The following is a 16735-nucleotide window of genomic DNA, read 5'->3' on the forward strand; positions in this document are numbered from 1 at the left end:
CTAGAATGGAAACCAGAAAAGCAAGCACAGTTTCCACAAGGAGGACGCTCATGCAGGAAAAGCTCGATGCGCTGGTGCGCACACAGGCGATGCAGTTATTCCGTCAACAGGGGCTGCGTTTCACCATGCAACAGGTGGCAGAGCCGCTGCACATCAGCAAAAAGACCATCTACACCGTTTACCCTTCCAAGGAGGCGCTTCTGCTGGACATGGTAGACCATGCCTTTGCGGACATCCACCGCTGCAAGCAGGAAATTCTGGCGGGCAGCGGTACTTTGCAGGAGAAGCTGCGGGCGGTCATCATTGCCATGCCGACAGAATACGCCGCGCTGGACCTGCGGCAGATGAAGGAGCTGGACGAGAAATACCCGGTGGTGGCGGCGCGGGTGCGCAGTCAATTGGAAAACGGGTGGGAACCCACCATGGCGCTGCTGGAACAGGCTGTGGCAGAGGGGGTCATGCGTCCGGTGTCCCTGCCGGTGCTGCGGCAGATTATCACCGCTTCCATCGAGAGCTTTCTGGCAGACCGCAGTCTGGCAGAAAGCGGGGTGCATTATGTGGCTGTACTGGAGGAAATGATCTCGATTCTACTGGAAGGAGTGCTGCCGCGATGAAACGCAGCTTTTGCGAGGACTGGGAGTTTACAAGACACTGGACGGAAGCCTTTGGCAAGGGGCTGCCTGTACCAAAACAGCAAGCCGTCCGCTTGCCCCATACCTGCCGGGAGGTGCCACTGCACTATGCCTCCCCCGCCGATTACGAGATGGTCTGCGGCTACCGCAAACGGTTCCGAGTGCCGCCGGTACAGACTGCGCCCCGGCTGTTCCTCCGCTTTGACGGAGCCGCCCATCAGGCAGTGGTGCGGGTCAACGGCAGGGTTGCCGGGCAGCACCGGGGCGGCTATACCGGCTTTGCGGTGGAGATCACAGCCCTTGTGGACCGGGAGGGTGAAAACCTGCTGACCGTGCAATTGGATACCCGTGAAGACCCGGCCATTCCACCCTTTGGCTTTGTCATCGACTACCTGACCTACGGCGGGCTGTACCGGGAGGTCTGGCTGGAAGCTACGGCAGAAAGCCGCCTGACTGATTTGTTCGTCTACACGCCCACCCTGCATGATGCCGTGGTGCAGTGGACGGCAGAGCTTACACCCGCAGCCGTGGCGGTCCGCATCCGGCTGGAGACCGCAGACGGCACCCTGCTGGCCCAGCAGACCGCACAGGCGGCAGAAACCGGGAAGATGCAGCTTTCCGTCCTGGACGCACAGCCGTGGGATACCGAGCACCCGGTTTTGCATCATGCCGTGGCAGAGCTTTTGAACGCAGCCGGACAATCCATCGACCGCAAACAGGTGACGTTTGGCTTCCGCACCGCAGAGTTCCGGGCGGATGGCTTTTACCTCAACGGAAAAAAGACCTTCCTGCGGGGGCTGAACCGGCACCAGAGCTTTCCTTACATCGGTTACGCCGCACCGGAAAGCCTGCAGCGGGAGGATGCCCGCATTTTGCAGGAGGAGCTGCACTGCACCGCCGTGCGCACCAGCCACTACCCCCAAAGCCAGTATTTTCTGGACGAGTGCGACCGGCGGGGTCTGCTGGTGTTCACTGAATTGCCAGGCTGGCAGCACATCGGGGACGACAACTGGAAGGATGCCGCCTGCGAGATGCTGCAGGAGATGATCTTGCAAAACCGCAATCACCCCAGCATCATCCTGTGGGGCGTGCGCATCAACGAGAGCGTGGACGACGATGCCTTCTACACCCGCACCAACAAAATCGCCCATCAGCTGGACCCCAGCCGCGCCACCTCCGGTGTGCGGTATCTGGAAAAAAGCCATCTGCTGGAGGATGTCTACGCCTACAACGATTTTTCCCACAACGGCGTAACGCCCGGCGCAAAGCCCAAAAAGGACGTGACCCCGGATATGGGCAAGGCGCTGCTCATCTCGGAGTGCAACGGTCACATGTACCCCACCAAGCCCTTTGACGATGGCCCTCATCGACAGGAGCACGCCTTGCGGCACGTCCGGGTGCAGAACGCCGCCTATGCCAGCGGAGAGCACGCCGGGTGCTTTGGCTGGTGTATGTTCGACTACCAGACCCACAAGGACTTTGGCTCCGGGGATCGCATCTGCTACCACGGGGTGCTGGACAGCTTCCGCAACCCCAAATTGGCGGCAGCGGTCTATGCCAGTCAGGGCGATACTGACCCGGTGCTGGCGGTCAGCTCCTCCATGGACATCGGCGATAACCCCGCCGGGCAGCTGGGCACAGCCTACGTTTTCAGCAATGCCCAGCAGGTAAAGCTTTACAAAAACGATGTGTTTGTCACCGCCCTGCGCCAAAGCGAGTGGACGGCGCTGCCCCACCCTCCCTTTGTGATGGACGATACCATTGGCGAGCTGCTGGAAACGCAGGAGCACTTTTCCCCCGCCAAGGCAGCCGCTGTGCGGGACTGCCTGCTGGCCGCCGGAAAATACGGCTTGGCGGGACTGCCGCTGGCCTACAAGGTCAAATTCGGCTGGTGTATGTTGCACTACAAAATGAGCTTTGAAGATGGCGTAGCGCTTTACGGCAAATATGTGGGCAACTGGGGCGGCGAAGCTACCCGCTGGCGGTTCGATGCCGTGCAGGACGGCAACGTGGTGCGCAGCGTGACCCTCTGCCCCAGTGCAAAGCTGCACTTGGAAGTCAAGGCCAGCCGGACGGCTCTTCGGGAAAAAAATACTTACGATATGGCGGCTGTCCGGGTGCGCATTCTGGACGAGAATGGCACCCCTGCCCCCTACGCACAGTTCCCGGTGCAGTTTGCGGTGGAGGGCAACGCCGCCCTTGTGGGCCCGCAGACTGCCGTGGCAGAAGGCGGCATGACCGGTACCTATCTGCGCACCGTGGGCACTGCCGGAGAAGCCCTGCTGACCGTTTCTGCACCGCAGATCCAGCCCGTTGTGCTGCGGTTCACCATTGAAAAGGAGGACGCTGTATGGAACTGACCCTGAAACAAAAAGCCGCATTCGGCATTGGTGCCGTGGGCAAGGATATGGTATATGCCCTGTCGGCTTCTTACGTCATGTATTATTATCAGGATGTGCTGGGACTTTCGGCCAGCTTTGTGGGCGTCGTGCTCATGGCTGCCCGGTTCTTTGATGCCTTCAACGACCCCTTTATGGGAGTTCTGGTGGCAAAGACCCGCACCCGCTGGGGACGTTTCCGTCCGTGGATCTTTTCCGGCACGCTGCTCAATGCGCTGGTGCTCTACGCCCTGTTTGCCGCCCCGGTGCTGGACGAAGCGGCGTTGATGGTCTATTTCAGCGTGGTGTACATCCTGTGGGGCGTCACCTATACCATGATGGATATCCCCTACTGGTCCATGATCCCGGCCGTGACCCGCACCCCAAAAGACCGGGAGAACCTTTCCATGGTGGGGCGCACCTGTGCAGGCGTTGGCTCTGCCCTCATCGCTATGTTCACCATGCTGCTGGTGGGAGCCCTTGGCGGCGACAGCGAGCGCGCTGGCTTCCGCTGGGTGGCATTGATCGTAGCGGCAATTTTTGCAGTGACCGAGCTGGTGTGCTGCATTTCCATGAAAGAAACCACCCCCAGTGAGATGAAGACCGCCACCGTAAAGGAGATGTTCTCCGCCCTGTTCCGCAACGATCAGGCTATGGTAGTGGTAGGCAGCATCGTGCTGATCAACTCGGCGCTGTACCTTACCTCCAACTTCATCATCTATTTCTTCAAATACGACCTTGGCGGTGCAGGCTGGAAAGCCACCTACACCCTGTTTTCCACCGTGGGCGGTGCGGCACAGATCCTTGGCATGATGGTGCTTTACCCCTTGCTGCGAAAAAAATTCAGCAGCACGCAGGTATTTCACCTGAGCCTTGTGCTGGCACTGTGCGGCTACGGCACCCTGCTGGTGTTCTGCCTGACCGGCCTTTCCCACAGTCTGGCGCTGCTGTGCATCCCGGGCGTGGTAGTGTTTGCCTGCAACGGGATGCTGACCGTGCTGACCACCCTGTTCCTTTCCAACAGTGTGGATTACGGCCAGCTTAAGACCGGCCGCCGGGAGGAGAGCGTCATCTTTTCCATGCAGACCTTTGTGGTCAAGGCTGCCTCCGGTGTAGCGGTATTCCTGACCGGCATCGGGCTGGACCTGATTGGCCTTGTGGGCAACACGGAGGAGACCGGCCCCGTAGCAGTACAGAGCGCCGGAACGCTGCTGGGTCTGCGCCTGATGATGACGGTCCTGCCCATGCTGGTGCTGGCAGGTGCGCTGGTGCTGTTCCGCCGCAAGTTTGTTCTGACCGATGCCCGCGCTGCCGAGATCAGCGCACAGCTCCACAGGGAGGAAGCGCACCATGACTGAAACGTTGCACTGGTACGCGGAAACTTCCGGCGGCGTACAGACAGGCAACTGCACGGTCACGGAGAATGGCGGTGCGCTGCATCTGACGGCAGACCTGCCCGCCGGGACGCTGAAGGCGGTACGTGCCGAGATGCCGTGGACGATGGAAGCAGACGAGCACTTGTTCATGAACGGCTACCAGACATGGACCTACAGCCCGGAGCTGGACCGGAACGGCAAGCTGCGCGGCACCGACCACATCCCCGGCTTTCTGCGCAAAAAATACGCCTTTGACCGCTACGGCGATTATCACTTTGTACCTTACGGGCATCAAAAGGGTCAGAGCCACGGCTTTTCCTACTGCTATTTCCGCAAGGGCGGGCAGTTCCAGCTGGTGGCATCGCTGGACGAGAAGCCGGGCTACACCATCCTCCGCTACGACAGCGGCAAAGCCCTGCTGACGCTGGAGCGTGACTGCGCCGGGGTGGAGCATCCCGGCGGCAGCTTTTCCCTGTTCGACCTGTTTTTTGCCGAGGGCGGCGAGACTGAGGTGTTCGACGGCTGGTTTCAGGCTATGGGCATCAAGCCCCGGACGGAGAAGAAGCTGGCAGGCTATTCCAGTTGGTACAACCGCTATCAGGACATCACCGAGGACACCATCCGGGAGGACCTGACCGGATGCCGCAGCCTGCTTTGCCCGGGAGACCTGTTTCAGATCGATGATGGCTGGGAGCCGAAAGTGGGTGACTGGCTGGAAACGGATGCGCAGAAGTTCCCCCACGGGCTGCGGAGCATGGTAAACGAGATCCACGCCGCCGGTTTTCAGGCTGGGCTCTGGCTTGCACCCTTTGTGTGCGAAAAGGACTCTGCTCTTTTCCGGCAGCACCCGGACTGGCTGCTGAAAGTGGACGGCAAACCGTGGTGCTGCGGCAGCAACTGGAGCAGCTTTTATGCGCTGGATATCGACAACCCGGCGGTGCTGGACTATCTGCGCCGGGTGTTTGACCGGGTGCTGAACGACTGGGGCTTCGACCTTGTCAAGCTGGATTTTCTGTACGGCGCTGCTCCCTTTGGCAACGCCCATGAGAGCCGGGCAGCCCGGATGTACCGTGCCATGGAGCTGCTGCGCAGTTGGTGCGGACAAAAAGCCATCCTCGGCTGCGGCGTGCCGGTGATGCCTGCCTTCGGGCTGGTGGACTACTGCCGTGTCAGTTGCGACGTGAGCTTGGACTGGGACGATGTGTGGTATATGCGCCTGTTCCACCGGGAGCGGGTGTCCACAAAGCAGGCGCTGAACAACACGGTGTTCCGGCGGCAGCTCAATGGCCGCGCCTATGGCAGCGACCCGGATGTGTTCTTTCTCCGGGAAGAAAACTGCAAGTTGACGGCAGAGCAAAAACGCACCCTTGCCACGGTCAATGCCCTGCTGGGCAATGTGTGCCTTACCTCGGATATGCCGTCTCACTACACGGATGCGCAGCGGGCAGAGTACCGCCGTCTGCGCACCCTCTTTGAGCACGCCACGCAGGTGCAGGCAGAAGCGGAAAACGACCGTCTCTATATCCGGTATCTGCTGGACGGAACTCCACAAAAATTATGTTTCGACCTGTTCTGACAGTGCGAACAAACCACAACAAAACCACACCCGCCCATGTACTGTGCTTTGCACACAATACGCAGGCGGGTGTTTTGTTGTTCTTCCGGTACGATCCTCAGTTTTTTAAATACAGCTTGGGTCTGTGCAGCACCGACGGTGTCACATCCTGCGCTCAAGGTTCTGCCAGAACAGCTCATATGCTGCCCGCAAATCCTCCGGCAGCCGCTTCAAGGTTTCCTGCTGCAACTCGGGCGGCATCCCGTAAAAGGCTTCGGCGATGCCGCCGGTGATGCAGGCAAGGGTGTCGCTGTCACCGCCGAGGGAAACAGCATTGCGCAGGGCATCCTCAAAGCCGGTGCTTTCCAGAAAGGCGATAATGGCCTCCGGCACGGTCTTCTGACAGGTCTCCATACGCCTGCGCCGTCCGGGCATCAAAGCAGCAGAAGATGACCCTCATATCGTAGTCGGCGTGGTTTTGCAGCCAATCTGTCACTGTATCCACCGCAATCTCGGTGGCAGCATCCAGAGGGTAGCCATCATCCCTCTGGCTACACGCCAAAACAGGCTCCTGCAAGCGTTTAACCACTGGCAGGAGCCCGTTCATTTCTTAAAGTTTCGTCATCCACAGACCATGCAGGTTGCAGTAAGCGTAGACCGCCACCGGCTTTTCGCTGCCCAGCTCAAACACCGCCTTGGGTGCCTGCCCGGGAGCAAGAGTACGGAACTGTCCACCGTTTTCAGTCTCCACAAAGAGCCACTGGATGTGGTGCACATCCACCATGGGGTGCTCCACCGCACCCACCGTAACCGTGAGGGTGCTGCCGGAAAACTCTGCCACCGGCAGATGCTTTTCGCCGCTGGCTTCCACGGTGTTGGGGAGCAGTTCCTTCATCTTTTCGCCGCAGCAGACCAGCGGAACGCCTGCATTGTGGATGGTGGTGATCAGGTTGCCACAGTGCTCACAGATATAAAATTTTGCTTTCATATTAAAATCCTCCATCGGAATGTTGTTGGTGTTTTCTATGGCCATATGATAACATTTCCTAGTTAGATTTTCTGTGACCGGGTCACGCAAGGCTGCCTTGTGCTAGAGGGATACCCTCAGCTTCCCATGCCGAGGAGCACCAGCACGACCACCACCGCAATGGCGATGAGACAGCCGCAGCCGCTGCCGTCTCCCCCGCCGCCATTGTTGTGGGTCCCACCGCCACCGCCGCCAGACGAACCGCCAAAGTTGCGGTTGAAAGCCGTCATGTACTGGGCATAGCCCGTGTCGCCTTTGCCGAAATAGCCGTAATCACCGTTTGCCATTGTATTTTCCTCCGTCTGAAGTGTGTTTTGCTTCTTCTGAGGTCATTTTATCGAAAGAGCTGTCCTATAAACATCTCTTTCAGCATTTTTTGTCATCTCATTCTTCCCGGATTCCCAGATACACATCAATGTCCATGATACCTTCCCCACTGATTTCCACCAGATCTTCAAAAGGCACTACGGTTTCGCCCACCTGCAGGGTGCGGAACACCGGGTCGATGCGGTCCGCTTTTCCGGTCAGGGTGATGTAGTTACCCACTGCCGGAACCTCCGGGTGGGCGGTGTCCTCCTTGAAGTACCGCACCGTGATGCTCATGCCCTTGGTGACCTGCATCAGCCTATCGGACAGAGCGGACATTTCTTCCTCGGTCAGAATGCGCTTGGTCACACGCTCGGTACGCTGCTTTTCTGCGGCAAGCTGCTCGTCATAGCCCCGCAGCGGAGAGAAGGGCGAGAAGATTTTGGCCCGGTTCTGTAAGGTCATGCGGGGGTGCTTGCGGAGGGATTCTTCCGTGTGGGGGCGTTCCATCTCTAAGATGTCCCCGTACTTTTGGGCGGTCTCCAGCCCGATTTTTCTATTTTTGTAGTTTTCCATCTGAACCTCCCGCCGAACCTCCTGCACTGTGCCCGCCGATCTGCGCGTTGCGCTGGCGCATGGTGGCACCTTCTTCGTAGCTGCTGGCTTTCAGCACAGCGTTTTTGCCGTACTTGCTCTTGATGCCCAGCATGGCTTGCTGGAGTTTTTTCTCCTTTTCCAGCTTCTTGGTGTCCGTGAAAAAGTCCACCTGATAGATGCCCTCGTCCGGCGTGACCTTGTTGGCGTTGATGGTGATGCGCCGCACCGTCAGCGCCGGGTCGGTGATGCGCTCAAACAGCTTTGCGCTTTCGTTGATGAGGGTGCTGCCCAGATTGGTAGGGGCATCAAACCGGATAGTGCCGTGTGCCGCCTTGGGGATGATCCTGCCGTAGCGGTCGGTCTGGGTCAGACCACGGTAGCCGCCCTTGTCCACGTTCTCCCGGTCGTAGCCTATCTCCAAGGTGATGGATTCCGTCACCAGCTTCTTTTCGGTGAGCCGGAACATCAGAATCTCTGCCATCTCCCGGACGATGAGCTTTGCTTTGTCGTTGGGGTAAGGGCAGGTCAGCACCTGCCCCTCGCTGATGCTGTTTGTGCTGGGCTTGTAGCTTTTGATTTGTTCCATGCCGCAGGGTTCATAGCCCCATGCGTGGTCGATGAGGATTTCTGCATCCACGCCAAAAATTTCATATAGACGATCTTCTCCGTGGATGGAAAACCGTGCCAAGTCCCCCATCGTATAAATGCCGTGGGCTTCCAGCCGCTTGACGGTGCCGGGGCCGGTCATCCAGAAATCCGTCAGCGGTCTGTGGTTCCACAGCAGATACCGGTAGGACTGCTCGTCCAACTCCGCAATGCGGACACCATCCTTGTCCGCCGGGATGTGTTTTGCCACAATGTCCATGGCCAGCTTTGCAAGGTAGAGGTTGGTGCCGATGCCTGCCGTTGCGGTGATGCCGGTGTTGTACAGCACCTCCCGCACCATGGTCATGGCAAGCTCGTGGGCGCTCATGTGGTAATAGGGCAGATAGCCCGTCACATCAATGAAAACCTCGTCGATGGAGTAGGGGTAGATATCCGCCGGGGACACATATTTGAGGTAGGTCTTGTAGATTTGGGTAGAAACGTCCAGATACCGCTGCATCCGGGGCGGCGCAACGATGTAGCTCAGCCCCAGTGCAGGGTCTGCGTTCAGGGCATTGGCATCAAAAGAGGTGCTGGCAAAGTGGTATTTTCCATCCTCTCCCCGGACTGCCTTTTGCTGCCGGATGGCAGTTTGCAGCCGCTGAGCGTTGACCTCTTTCACCCGCTGAACGGCTTCAAACAGCCGTGCTCTGCCGGGTATCTTGTAGGCTTTCAGGGAGGGCGACACCGCAAGGCAGATGGTCTTTTCGGTGCGGGAGGCGTCCGCCACCACCAGATTGGTGGTCAGGGGGTCCAGATGACGGTCTACGCACTCCACCGAGGCATAGAAACTTTTCAGGTCGATTGCCAGATAGGTGCGCCGCGCTGCCATACTTCAGCCCTCCTTTGCAAAAGTCACAACTATTTATCTTATTATAATAAATCTTTACGCTGTTTTCAAGATGAAACGCTATTTTATCTGTGATATAGACAACAAAAAAGAGTGGCAGCATTTCAAGCTGAAATGCTGTCACTCTGTAGGAACTGCGTAATGACTGACGATTATCCTTCTACTTTGACCGTAGCACGATCGCTCTTTGCGTTTCCATCCGCATCCAGCGTGATATGCACAAAATGTTCCGGTTTGTCGTAATCCTTTGTCTCGCCGTCATCGGTATAGTATTCATAGGATGCACCATCGGGAGCATAGGCAAGCAGGCGCAGATCTGCAAAATCCACATCGGCAACGCTCTGGATCTTTTTGCCGTCCTTGGCAAGGGGCAGAAGGTGTCCCTTGCGCATAAAGAACACCACTTCATCCAGCTCCACCGGAATGTAATGATGGCCTGCCGGCAGCACGCTGGTTTCCATGCGGTTGCTTTCGCTGCACTTTACCCGCACCTGCAGCATCTCCTCCGGCAGATAAACATACCGACCTCGGGCGTTTTGCTCATATACCGGGGCGATCAACAGGCTTTCACCGATCATCACCTCATCCTCTACCCGGCGGGCAAAGTCGTCCTCCGGGAAGGCGAACGCCAACGGCATACAGTACATGCCGTCGTGCAGGGCAGCCTTCATGTACTCGCTGTAAATGTAGGGCAGCAGCAGGTAGCGCAGCTGTAAAATACCGGCAAAGGCAGCCTTGTTCTTAAAGCGGTAGGGCTCCTGCCGGCGAGTGCCGTTGGCAGAGTGGTTCCGCAGCAGCGGAGAGAAGATGCCCAAGCCGTACCAGCGCAGCACCAGATCCTCCGTGGTATTGCTGCCAAAGCCGCCAATGTCGGGGCCTTCGTACAGGAAGCCGCACATATTCAGGGAGGGCATCATGTGCAGCGCAAGCAGAATGTGGCTCCACCAAGAATGGTTGTCGCCGGTCCAGATGCCGCCATACCGGTGCATCCCGATGCAGGCAGAACGGGAGTATATTAAAATGCGCTTGTCCGGCTCCAGCCGCTCGAAAGCCTCGCCTGCCGCACGGGTCATGTTATAACCAAAAAGATTATGTACCTTGTCGTGCCGCATACGCCCCTGTTTGGTGTTGTGGTAGAACAGCTTATAATCGTTTTCGTTGTTGGAAAGCTCTGCCACCATGCCGGTAAAAGCACCAAAGCTGGAAATATCCAGGTTTTGCTTGCTGTATTTCTCAATTTGAGCAAAGGTCTTTTTCAGTCTTTCCTCTGCGTAGAAGATAGCAGGCTCGTTCATATCATTCCAGAAGCCCTCGATCCCCTGATCCAGCAGAACTTTATATTGACTGCCAAACCAGGCACGGGCTTCCGGGTTGAGCATATCAGGGAAGTGTACCCGTCCCGGCCACACACCGGCTACAAAGGGGGTGCCATCCTGATTCGTGCAGAAGTAGCCGTTTTTCACGCCCTCCTCGTACACATCATATCCATCTTCGACCTTGACTGCTGCATCGATGATGGGGACAAGATGGATGCCCTGTGCTTTCATCTCGGCGGCAAAGTCTGCAAAACGCGGGAAGCGCTGCGCATCCACCGTAAAGTCCTTGTAACGCTCCATGTAATCAATATCCAGAACCACAGCGTCCAGCGGCATATGATTGGCACGGTAATTTGCCACCACCTCGCGGACCTCGTCCTCGTTCATGTAGCTCCAGCGGCTCTGGGCGTTGCCAAAAGCCCATTTGGGCGGAATATAACTGCGCCCTACCAACTGGCGGAACTGGCGTACAATATCGGTCAGGCTCTCGCCCTCAATGATGTAGAGATCGTAATTTTCCTCGGCCACCGTGATGCGTAAGGTATCCATGTCGGTGTAGCCGCAGTCAAAGGTGACCTTGCCCGGGTAGTCGATAAAAACGCCAAATGTATCCTTGCCGGACACGATCATAAAATTATAAGCACCGTACAGCGAGGATTTGCCCTCGGTATGGTTGCCGTCATCGGAGCATTTGCTTTCGTACACCCACCCGCGCTTGTTGATACCACGGACGTTTTCGCCAAGACCATACAGGACATCCTGCGGTTCCATGGCATAGGAGAAACCATCCGGCTCCTTGGTCAGATAGGGTATCGTTTCCATCATGGGCAAAAAAGAACCCACTACACTTTCGGTATCAAACGGTTGACCGTATTGCTTTTTGTAGATCATAGTAAAACACCTCTCCTTTGTTTTTTGAATCGTCACAGTGTAAAACGTACCAACGTATTTTTGATGGACAATTAAGAAACTCTGACATTGGCTGGAGCAATTGGGGCTTCAGCCTTATTTTCAACCCAATAGCTGCGGTTGTGCAGCTATTTCAATACAAGATCCTCAAAACGTGATGTTCCTGCTTGCCCAGATACTGCAATGCACAGATCACAGCCACCGTTTCAGCACATCGTTCAGCTTATTCAAATCAAGCGGTTTGGCGATATGCTCGTTCATGCCGGTGTTCTTTGCCAACTGCACGTCCTCGGCAAAGGCATTTGCCGTCATGGCAATGATGGGCACTTTGCCCCGGCTGCCGGCAAGCGCACGGATTGCAGCAGTGGCTTCGTAACCATTCATGATGGGCATCTGGATGTCCATAAAAATGAGATCGTACCACTTTTCTGGCGCTTCCATCACCTTTTCGACTGCAATTTTTCCGTTTTCGGCAATGTCAATGGTCACGCCCGTCATGCCTATGATCTCGGTTGCGATCTCACGGTTCAGCGCATTGTCTTCCACAAGAAGGATCCGCTTACCCGCATAGTTTTCCTTCGCAAAGTCTTCCAGATAGCTCCGGGCGTTTTTCTCCTTCTTCCCGGATGTAAACTGCCGCAGAGTTGCCGTCAGACGGGAACGGAACAGCGGTTTTGCCATAAAAGCATTCACGCCCGCTGCTCTGGCTTCTTCTTCGATCTCGCTGAAATCAAAGGAAGTCAGGATGATGATCGTGACATCTTCTCCTACCTGTTCCCGGATTTTTCTGGCGGTTGCAATACCGTCCATTTTCGGCATCTTCCAGTCCAAGATCACCGCAAAATAGTCGCAGCCGGTCTTGTGCCGCGCAGCGCAGCGTTCCACGGCTTCCTTGCCGGTCAGGGCCCATTCGCCCGCTATGCCGATCTCCTGAAGGGTTGCAACAGTGCTTTCGCAGCAGGTCTTGTCATCGTCCACGACCAGTACCGGCAGATCGAGCAGTTCTTTTTCCTGTTCCTTCTCGTTCTCCTGAAGCTTCAGATAGACCGTGACCGTGATCTTCGTGCCCTTGTTGGGAGCGCTTTCGACCTGAATGTCACCATTCATCAGATTGACGATGTTTCTTGCAATGGCCATGCCAAGACCGGTGCCCTGCACCTTGGTCGTCCGGTGATCGTCTGCCCGGCTGAACGGCTCGAACATGATCTTCTGGAATTCCGGCGTCATACCGATGCCGTTGTCCTCGATGGAAAACTCGTAGCAGCCAAGCTCCGAGAAGCCGTTCGGTTTTTCCTTGATCGTAAAGGTGATGTTTCCTCCATCCGGGGTGTACTTGACGGCGTTGCTCATCAGGTTCACAAAGATCTGCTGGATGCGCAGGCTGTCGCCGCAGACAGCTTCGTGCTCAATGTGCTCAATATGGACTTCGAGCTGATGTCTGTGCTCGTCGATTGCCGGTTTTGTGAGGGTGAGCAGGTTATCGACCAGCTCCGGCAGGCTGAAATCCTCCTCGGCAAGGCTCATTCGCCCGCTCTCGATTCTGGCCATATCCAGCACTTCATTGATCAGTCCCAACAGATGACGGCTCGACTTTGTGATCTTGCCAAGGCACTCGACCACCCTGTCCTGACTCTCGATATTCGCACCCGCAATGGCGGTCAAGCCAACGATTGCATTCATCGGTGTACGGATATCATGGGACATATTGGAGAGAAATTCCGTCTTGGCGCGGCTTGCGTTTTCCGCCGCCCGGTACGCATCCTTCAGTGCCTTATGGGATTCGATCTCGGCCTTTTTCTCCTGTGACACATCCATAGATGCCAACAGTGCTTTGACCAGCTTTGTGCCATCCCACTCCAGCGGAATGAAGGATGCGATCTTATAGATATTTTCGTCTATGGAGCAGTATTCAAATTTGTAGATGTCGTTCTCGCCCTGCAGATTCTTTCGGATATTTTCCGGTGAGAACAATGCGTCCATCGCCGCCAATGGTTCCAGCGTCTTATACTTTGCCGCCACCTGCTCCACAAAATCATGGTAAGCCCCCGTCGGCGCATAGATCATGTCGCCTTGCAGATTATAGAACCGATACCGGTCATTCTCCAGATCGCAGACGACAAAGCGGTCCAGCAGACGCACCATACTCTTGATCAAAAGATCCATCGATGCGTTATCTGAGGCCATCTGCATCCGCCGTGCCGTCTCTGCTTTGGACTCTGTGATGTCCCGCAGAAAAATCATCGCATATTCGGAATCTTCGATCTCGCCGCGCATGACCACGTTGCTGACCCATCGTTTCTCTCCATCCAGAACGATGCGGCACTCCTGACGCAGCTCCGTCTCCAGCCCCTTTAGTTTTTCCGTGATGTAGGCGCGATTGTAGAAATCCGTTACAGACTTTTTGTCCTCTTCAACCACATAGTTATCCACAAAGAATCTGACCAGTCCATCCCATGTGTGGTTCTGCTCAAAGGCTGTCATCAAAGAAGGCTCCACTTTGAAAGTATCAAAGGTGTTTTTTTCCAGATTTACATAGTATTCGCAGAGGTTTGCGCTGGTAAATGCGCGGTGAAATGCCGCTGCCCGCTGCGCCTGCATCCGGCTTCTTTTTTCTGCGTCAATGTTGCTGATGATTCCGGCAATGCGATTGGCCGAACCATCCAGACGGCGTATCACCTCCGCTGATGCCCGGAACCACTGGTACTGGCCATCCTGCATTTTCAGCCGGTACTCTACATTATATTTTGTAGTATTGGTTTTGTCCGCAATTGTTTCCAAAAGCAGCTGCATTACCCGGTCATAGTCCTCCGGGTGCAGAAGGTTCGACCACGAATCCAGTTTGTTCGGAAAATCCAGAATGTCATGATATCCAAGGATCTGCCGGAACGCATGGCTCCAGTTCACATGAACGATCTCATCATTTTCATTGCACTCAAAATACCATAGTGCAGAATGGATGGATTCATTAACCAGCGCAAGGTTCTCATACGCCCAGTTCATCTGTACTGACATGATCCAGATCGGTGTTCCATCCGTATCGACTGTATCTTTTTTGTAGAGACGCACATAGACGGGAGACCCATCTGCTGTAAGGATCCGGCCCTCCCCTTCGCCTTGGAGCTGACGAAAGCGTGCATTGTCAAGGAATGCGGCATCTTTCTTATAGAAAAGATTCTTCAGCGAACCCTTTGTCTGCTCCATCAGGGATGCATAGCTGTGGTTCAGATTATGCAGCAGCAGATCACTGACCGACAGGATCGACAATTCGGCATCATAGTACCCGGTAATGGTTCCGACACCGCCATTATGATAGATCGTCTCCTGCATGGCCTGAAATGCATCTTTTCCCAACCTTACCGTATCGGAAGTGTAGATCTCATCTGTAAGTCTTCTATCGAATTTCATTTTTATCCTCGTAGGGTTTTGATTCTGCCGTGCACTTCAATTCTGGTATGTCTTTTATGGTCAACTGGCATACTGATTTTTGATCAAGCTTGTACAATATAACTAGTATAGTATACTTGCGCAGCGTTTCGTTTTCAAGTACTAATTGGCATTGGTTGTGTAAAAAAGAGAGACCAATCTGCGTAAAAATTTGCGCAAGTTGATTCCTGTACTTTTCCACAATCCGGCTATCCGTATAGACAGCCGCCCTGCGATGCGGTATACTCGAACCAGATCAACATTTTCAGGAGGGAAAATCATGGCGGGAGAAAACAACAGGGTCGTCATCGTTACCGGAGGAAGCTCCGGCATCGGACGGTGCACGGCATCCGCTCTGAAAGAGAACGGCTGCATCGTCTATGAGTTCAGCCGCAGAAGTATCCCTATGGTGGGTGTTACCCATCTGTCTGTCGATGTGACCGATGAGGATGCGGTCAACGCTGCCGTGCAGCAGGTCATCCAAAAAGAGACCAAAATCGACGCTGTGATCAACTGTGCAGGCTTTGGGATCTCCGGTGCGGTGGAGTTTACGTCCATGGAGCAAGCCAAAGCACAGTTTGATGTGAACTTTTTCGGGACAGTCACTGTAAATAAAGCAGTTCTCCCCTTCCTACGCCATCAAGGGAAGGGGCATATTGTGAACATCAGCTCCGTTGCCGCCGTAGCACACATTCCGTTCCAGACCTTCTACTCTGCAAGCAAAGCCGCCGTTTCTTCTTACTCTTACGCTCTTGCAAACGAAGTCAAGCCCTACGGCATCCATGTTACCGTCGTAGAATTGGGTGACATCTGCACCGGGTTTACAAAAGCACGTCAGAAAAGCATTCTCGGCGATGATGAATACGGCGGACGTATCTCCCGGAGCGTCAGTCAGATGGAGCACGACGAACAAAACGGCATGGACCCGGCACGCATTGGACGGTACATCGCCGGTATTGTGGAGAAAAAGAACCCGGCAGTCGTTTATGTTGCCGGTGCACAGTATAAATTCCTGAGCCTTTTGTGCAAGCTCCTGCCTGCCGCAGCACGCGGAAAGATTGTAGGAAAAATATACGGGTAACAGGCGCGTTGCTCCGCAAAGCTGCTATATCCGTATTTTGTGGACAACGAGGCGGAGCTTTTCGCCCCGGAGTCCGGAAAAAGGGCAAGCCCTCCTTCATAAATTGCAGTAAACCGTTTATGATGCTTTGGGGAGGGGTCTGCATGTTTTTATCTCTTCTGCAATTTTTTGCCACAAAGTTTCTGGTTCTGGCGCTTCATTTGGAGAGCGGCAGCTTTCCGCGGCCCCTCTCTGCCCAGGAGGAAGCCGAAGCCTTTGCCGCACTGCGTGCCGGTGACCCTGCCGCGCGGGAAAAGCTGATCCGGCACAATCTGCGTCTGGTGGCACACATCGTAAAAAAATACTACGCCCTGCCCGGCGATCAGGACGACCTTGTTTCCATCGGCACCATCGGCCTGATGAAAGCGGTGGACACCTTCGACTCTGCCCGCAGGACACGGTTTTCTACCTACGCCAGCCGGTGCATTGAAAATGCTATCCTCTCCCCAGCGCACTTTCAGATGGAAAAGAGAACCCACCCCTCTCATGCAACAACGCATCTACGTCAAAATGGTTTTTTTGGAGCCAAGAGAGCGGTTCCTTTTTTCTACTTCAGAGGGTGTCATGTGAGAGTCGTGGTCTAACCCCTCTATACATCTTA

Annotated in this window: 14 protein-coding genes; 6 read left to right on the plus strand and 8 right to left on the minus strand. The window is 55.4% G+C overall.

Annotated elements, in window-relative coordinates:
- The first annotated feature begins 50 nt into the window (after positions 1-50).
- Genes MTP37_RS09515 through MTP37_RS09530 form a run of 4 tightly spaced genes read left to right on the plus strand, consistent with a single transcriptional unit; the run spans position 51 to position 5962 of the window.
- Positions 51-614, plus strand: a complete 564-nt coding sequence (locus MTP37_RS09515; protein WP_249237067.1) for a TetR/AcrR family transcriptional regulator — start codon at positions 51-53, stop codon at positions 612-614.
- Complete coding sequence (locus tag MTP37_RS09520) at positions 611-2992, plus strand: glycoside hydrolase family 2 protein (protein WP_249237068.1); 2382 nt, start codon at positions 611-613, stop codon at positions 2990-2992. Before MTP37_RS09515 ends, MTP37_RS09520 begins: the two co-directional genes overlap by 4 nt.
- Positions 2983-4368 carry a glycoside-pentoside-hexuronide (GPH):cation symporter gene (locus tag MTP37_RS09525; RefSeq protein ID WP_249237069.1) on the plus strand — a complete coding sequence of 462 codons (1386 nt, stop codon included), beginning with the start codon at positions 2983-2985 and terminating at the stop codon, positions 4366-4368. Before MTP37_RS09520 ends, MTP37_RS09525 begins: the two co-directional genes overlap by 10 nt.
- Complete coding sequence (locus MTP37_RS09530; protein WP_249237070.1) at positions 4361-5962, plus strand: glycoside hydrolase family 36 protein; 1602 nt, start codon at positions 4361-4363, stop codon at positions 5960-5962. Before MTP37_RS09525 ends, MTP37_RS09530 begins: the two co-directional genes overlap by 8 nt.
- 141 nt (positions 5963-6103) lie before the next feature.
- On the opposite strand, the gene MTP37_RS09535 is transcribed toward MTP37_RS09530, so the two are convergent.
- The 8 genes from MTP37_RS09535 to MTP37_RS09570 all read right to left on the minus strand — a co-directional run bounded on the left by MTP37_RS09535 (position 6104) and on the right by MTP37_RS09570 (position 14996).
- Entirely contained in the window at positions 6104-6355 is a 252-nt protein-coding gene (locus MTP37_RS09535; protein WP_249237071.1) for an ADP-ribosylglycohydrolase family protein, read from the minus strand.
- Positions 6291-6503, minus strand: coding sequence for a macro domain-containing protein (locus MTP37_RS09540; protein WP_249237072.1), 213 nt, complete (start codon positions 6501-6503; stop codon positions 6291-6293). Before MTP37_RS09540 ends, MTP37_RS09535 begins: the two co-directional genes overlap by 65 nt.
- Positions 6504-6551: 48 nt before the next feature.
- The gene (locus MTP37_RS09545) at positions 6552-6929 is read right to left on the minus strand and encodes a desulfoferrodoxin family protein (RefSeq protein WP_249237073.1); all 378 of its coding nucleotides are present in this window, start codon (positions 6927-6929) and stop codon (positions 6552-6554) included.
- A 116-nt stretch (positions 6930-7045) separates the two neighbouring features.
- Positions 7046-7255 carry an HFLK protein gene (locus tag MTP37_RS09550; RefSeq protein WP_249237074.1) on the minus strand — a complete coding sequence of 70 codons (210 nt, stop codon included), beginning with the start codon at positions 7253-7255 and terminating at the stop codon, positions 7046-7048.
- A 97-nt stretch (positions 7256-7352) separates the two neighbouring features.
- Positions 7353-7850 carry a YolD-like family protein gene (locus MTP37_RS09555; protein ID WP_249237075.1) on the minus strand — a complete coding sequence of 166 codons (498 nt, stop codon included), beginning with the start codon at positions 7848-7850 and terminating at the stop codon, positions 7353-7355.
- Complete coding sequence (locus MTP37_RS09560; protein ID WP_249237076.1) at positions 7831-9348, minus strand: Y-family DNA polymerase; 1518 nt, start codon at positions 9346-9348, stop codon at positions 7831-7833. The genes MTP37_RS09555 and MTP37_RS09560 overlap by 20 nt, the downstream gene beginning before the upstream one ends.
- A gap of 170 nt (positions 9349-9518) precedes the next feature.
- Entirely contained in the window at positions 9519-11573 is a 2055-nt protein-coding gene (locus MTP37_RS09565; protein ID WP_249237077.1) for a TIM-barrel domain-containing protein, read from the minus strand.
- Positions 11574-11783: 210 nt separating this feature from the next.
- The gene (locus MTP37_RS09570; RefSeq protein ID WP_249237078.1) at positions 11784-14996 is read right to left on the minus strand and encodes a hybrid sensor histidine kinase/response regulator; all 3213 of its coding nucleotides are present in this window, start codon (positions 14994-14996) and stop codon (positions 11784-11786) included.
- A gap of 298 nt (positions 14997-15294) precedes the next feature.
- On the opposite strand from MTP37_RS09570, the gene MTP37_RS09575 reads away from it, so the two are divergent.
- Both MTP37_RS09575 and MTP37_RS09580 read left to right on the plus strand, forming a co-directional pair.
- Positions 15295-16095, plus strand: coding sequence for an SDR family oxidoreductase (locus MTP37_RS09575; RefSeq protein ID WP_249237079.1), 801 nt, complete (start codon positions 15295-15297; stop codon positions 16093-16095).
- 143 nt (positions 16096-16238) lie between these two features.
- Positions 16239-16718: a sigma-70 family RNA polymerase sigma factor gene (locus MTP37_RS09580; protein ID WP_249237080.1), complete on the plus strand. Its 480-nt coding sequence runs from the start codon at positions 16239-16241 to the stop codon at positions 16716-16718.
- Positions 16719-16735: the final 17 nt, after the last annotated feature.

The organism is Faecalibacterium sp. HTF-F, from assembly GCF_023347535.1.
In the GTDB taxonomy this organism is placed as follows: Bacteria; Bacillota; Clostridia; order Oscillospirales; family Ruminococcaceae; genus Faecalibacterium; species Faecalibacterium wellingii.

Excerpts from the sequence above, each read along its gene's own strand:
- MTP37_RS09570 (WP_249237078.1), bottom strand. The coding sequence starts at position 14,996 with ATGAAATTCGATAGAAGACTTACAGATGAGATCTACACTTCCGATACG.
- MTP37_RS09545 (WP_249237073.1), bottom strand. The coding sequence starts at position 6,929 with ATGAAAGCAAAATTTTATATCTGTGAGCACTGTGGCAACCTGATCACC.
- MTP37_RS09555 (WP_249237075.1), bottom strand. The coding sequence starts at position 7,850 with ATGGAAAACTACAAAAATAGAAAAATCGGGCTGGAGACCGCCCAAAAG.
- MTP37_RS09575 (WP_249237079.1), top strand. The coding sequence starts at position 15,295 with ATGGCGGGAGAAAACAACAGGGTCGTCATCGTTACCGGAGGAAGCTCC.
- MTP37_RS09560 (WP_249237076.1), bottom strand. The coding sequence starts at position 9,348 with ATGGCAGCGCGGCGCACCTATCTGGCAATCGACCTGAAAAGTTTCTAT.
- MTP37_RS09525 (WP_249237069.1), top strand. The coding sequence starts at position 2,983 with ATGGAACTGACCCTGAAACAAAAAGCCGCATTCGGCATTGGTGCCGTG.
- MTP37_RS09520 (WP_249237068.1), top strand. The coding sequence starts at position 611 with ATGAAACGCAGCTTTTGCGAGGACTGGGAGTTTACAAGACACTGGACG.
- MTP37_RS09580 (WP_249237080.1), top strand. The coding sequence starts at position 16,239 with ATGTTTTTATCTCTTCTGCAATTTTTTGCCACAAAGTTTCTGGTTCTG.
- MTP37_RS09550 (WP_249237074.1), bottom strand. The coding sequence starts at position 7,255 with ATGGCAAACGGTGATTACGGCTATTTCGGCAAAGGCGACACGGGCTAT.
- MTP37_RS09515 (WP_249237067.1), top strand. The coding sequence starts at position 51 with ATGCAGGAAAAGCTCGATGCGCTGGTGCGCACACAGGCGATGCAGTTA.
- MTP37_RS09565 (WP_249237077.1), bottom strand. The coding sequence starts at position 11,573 with ATGATCTACAAAAAGCAATACGGTCAACCGTTTGATACCGAAAGTGTA.
- MTP37_RS09530 (WP_249237070.1), top strand. The coding sequence starts at position 4,361 with ATGACTGAAACGTTGCACTGGTACGCGGAAACTTCCGGCGGCGTACAG.
- MTP37_RS09535 (WP_249237071.1), bottom strand. The coding sequence starts at position 6,355 with ATGGAGACCTGTCAGAAGACCGTGCCGGAGGCCATTATCGCCTTTCTG.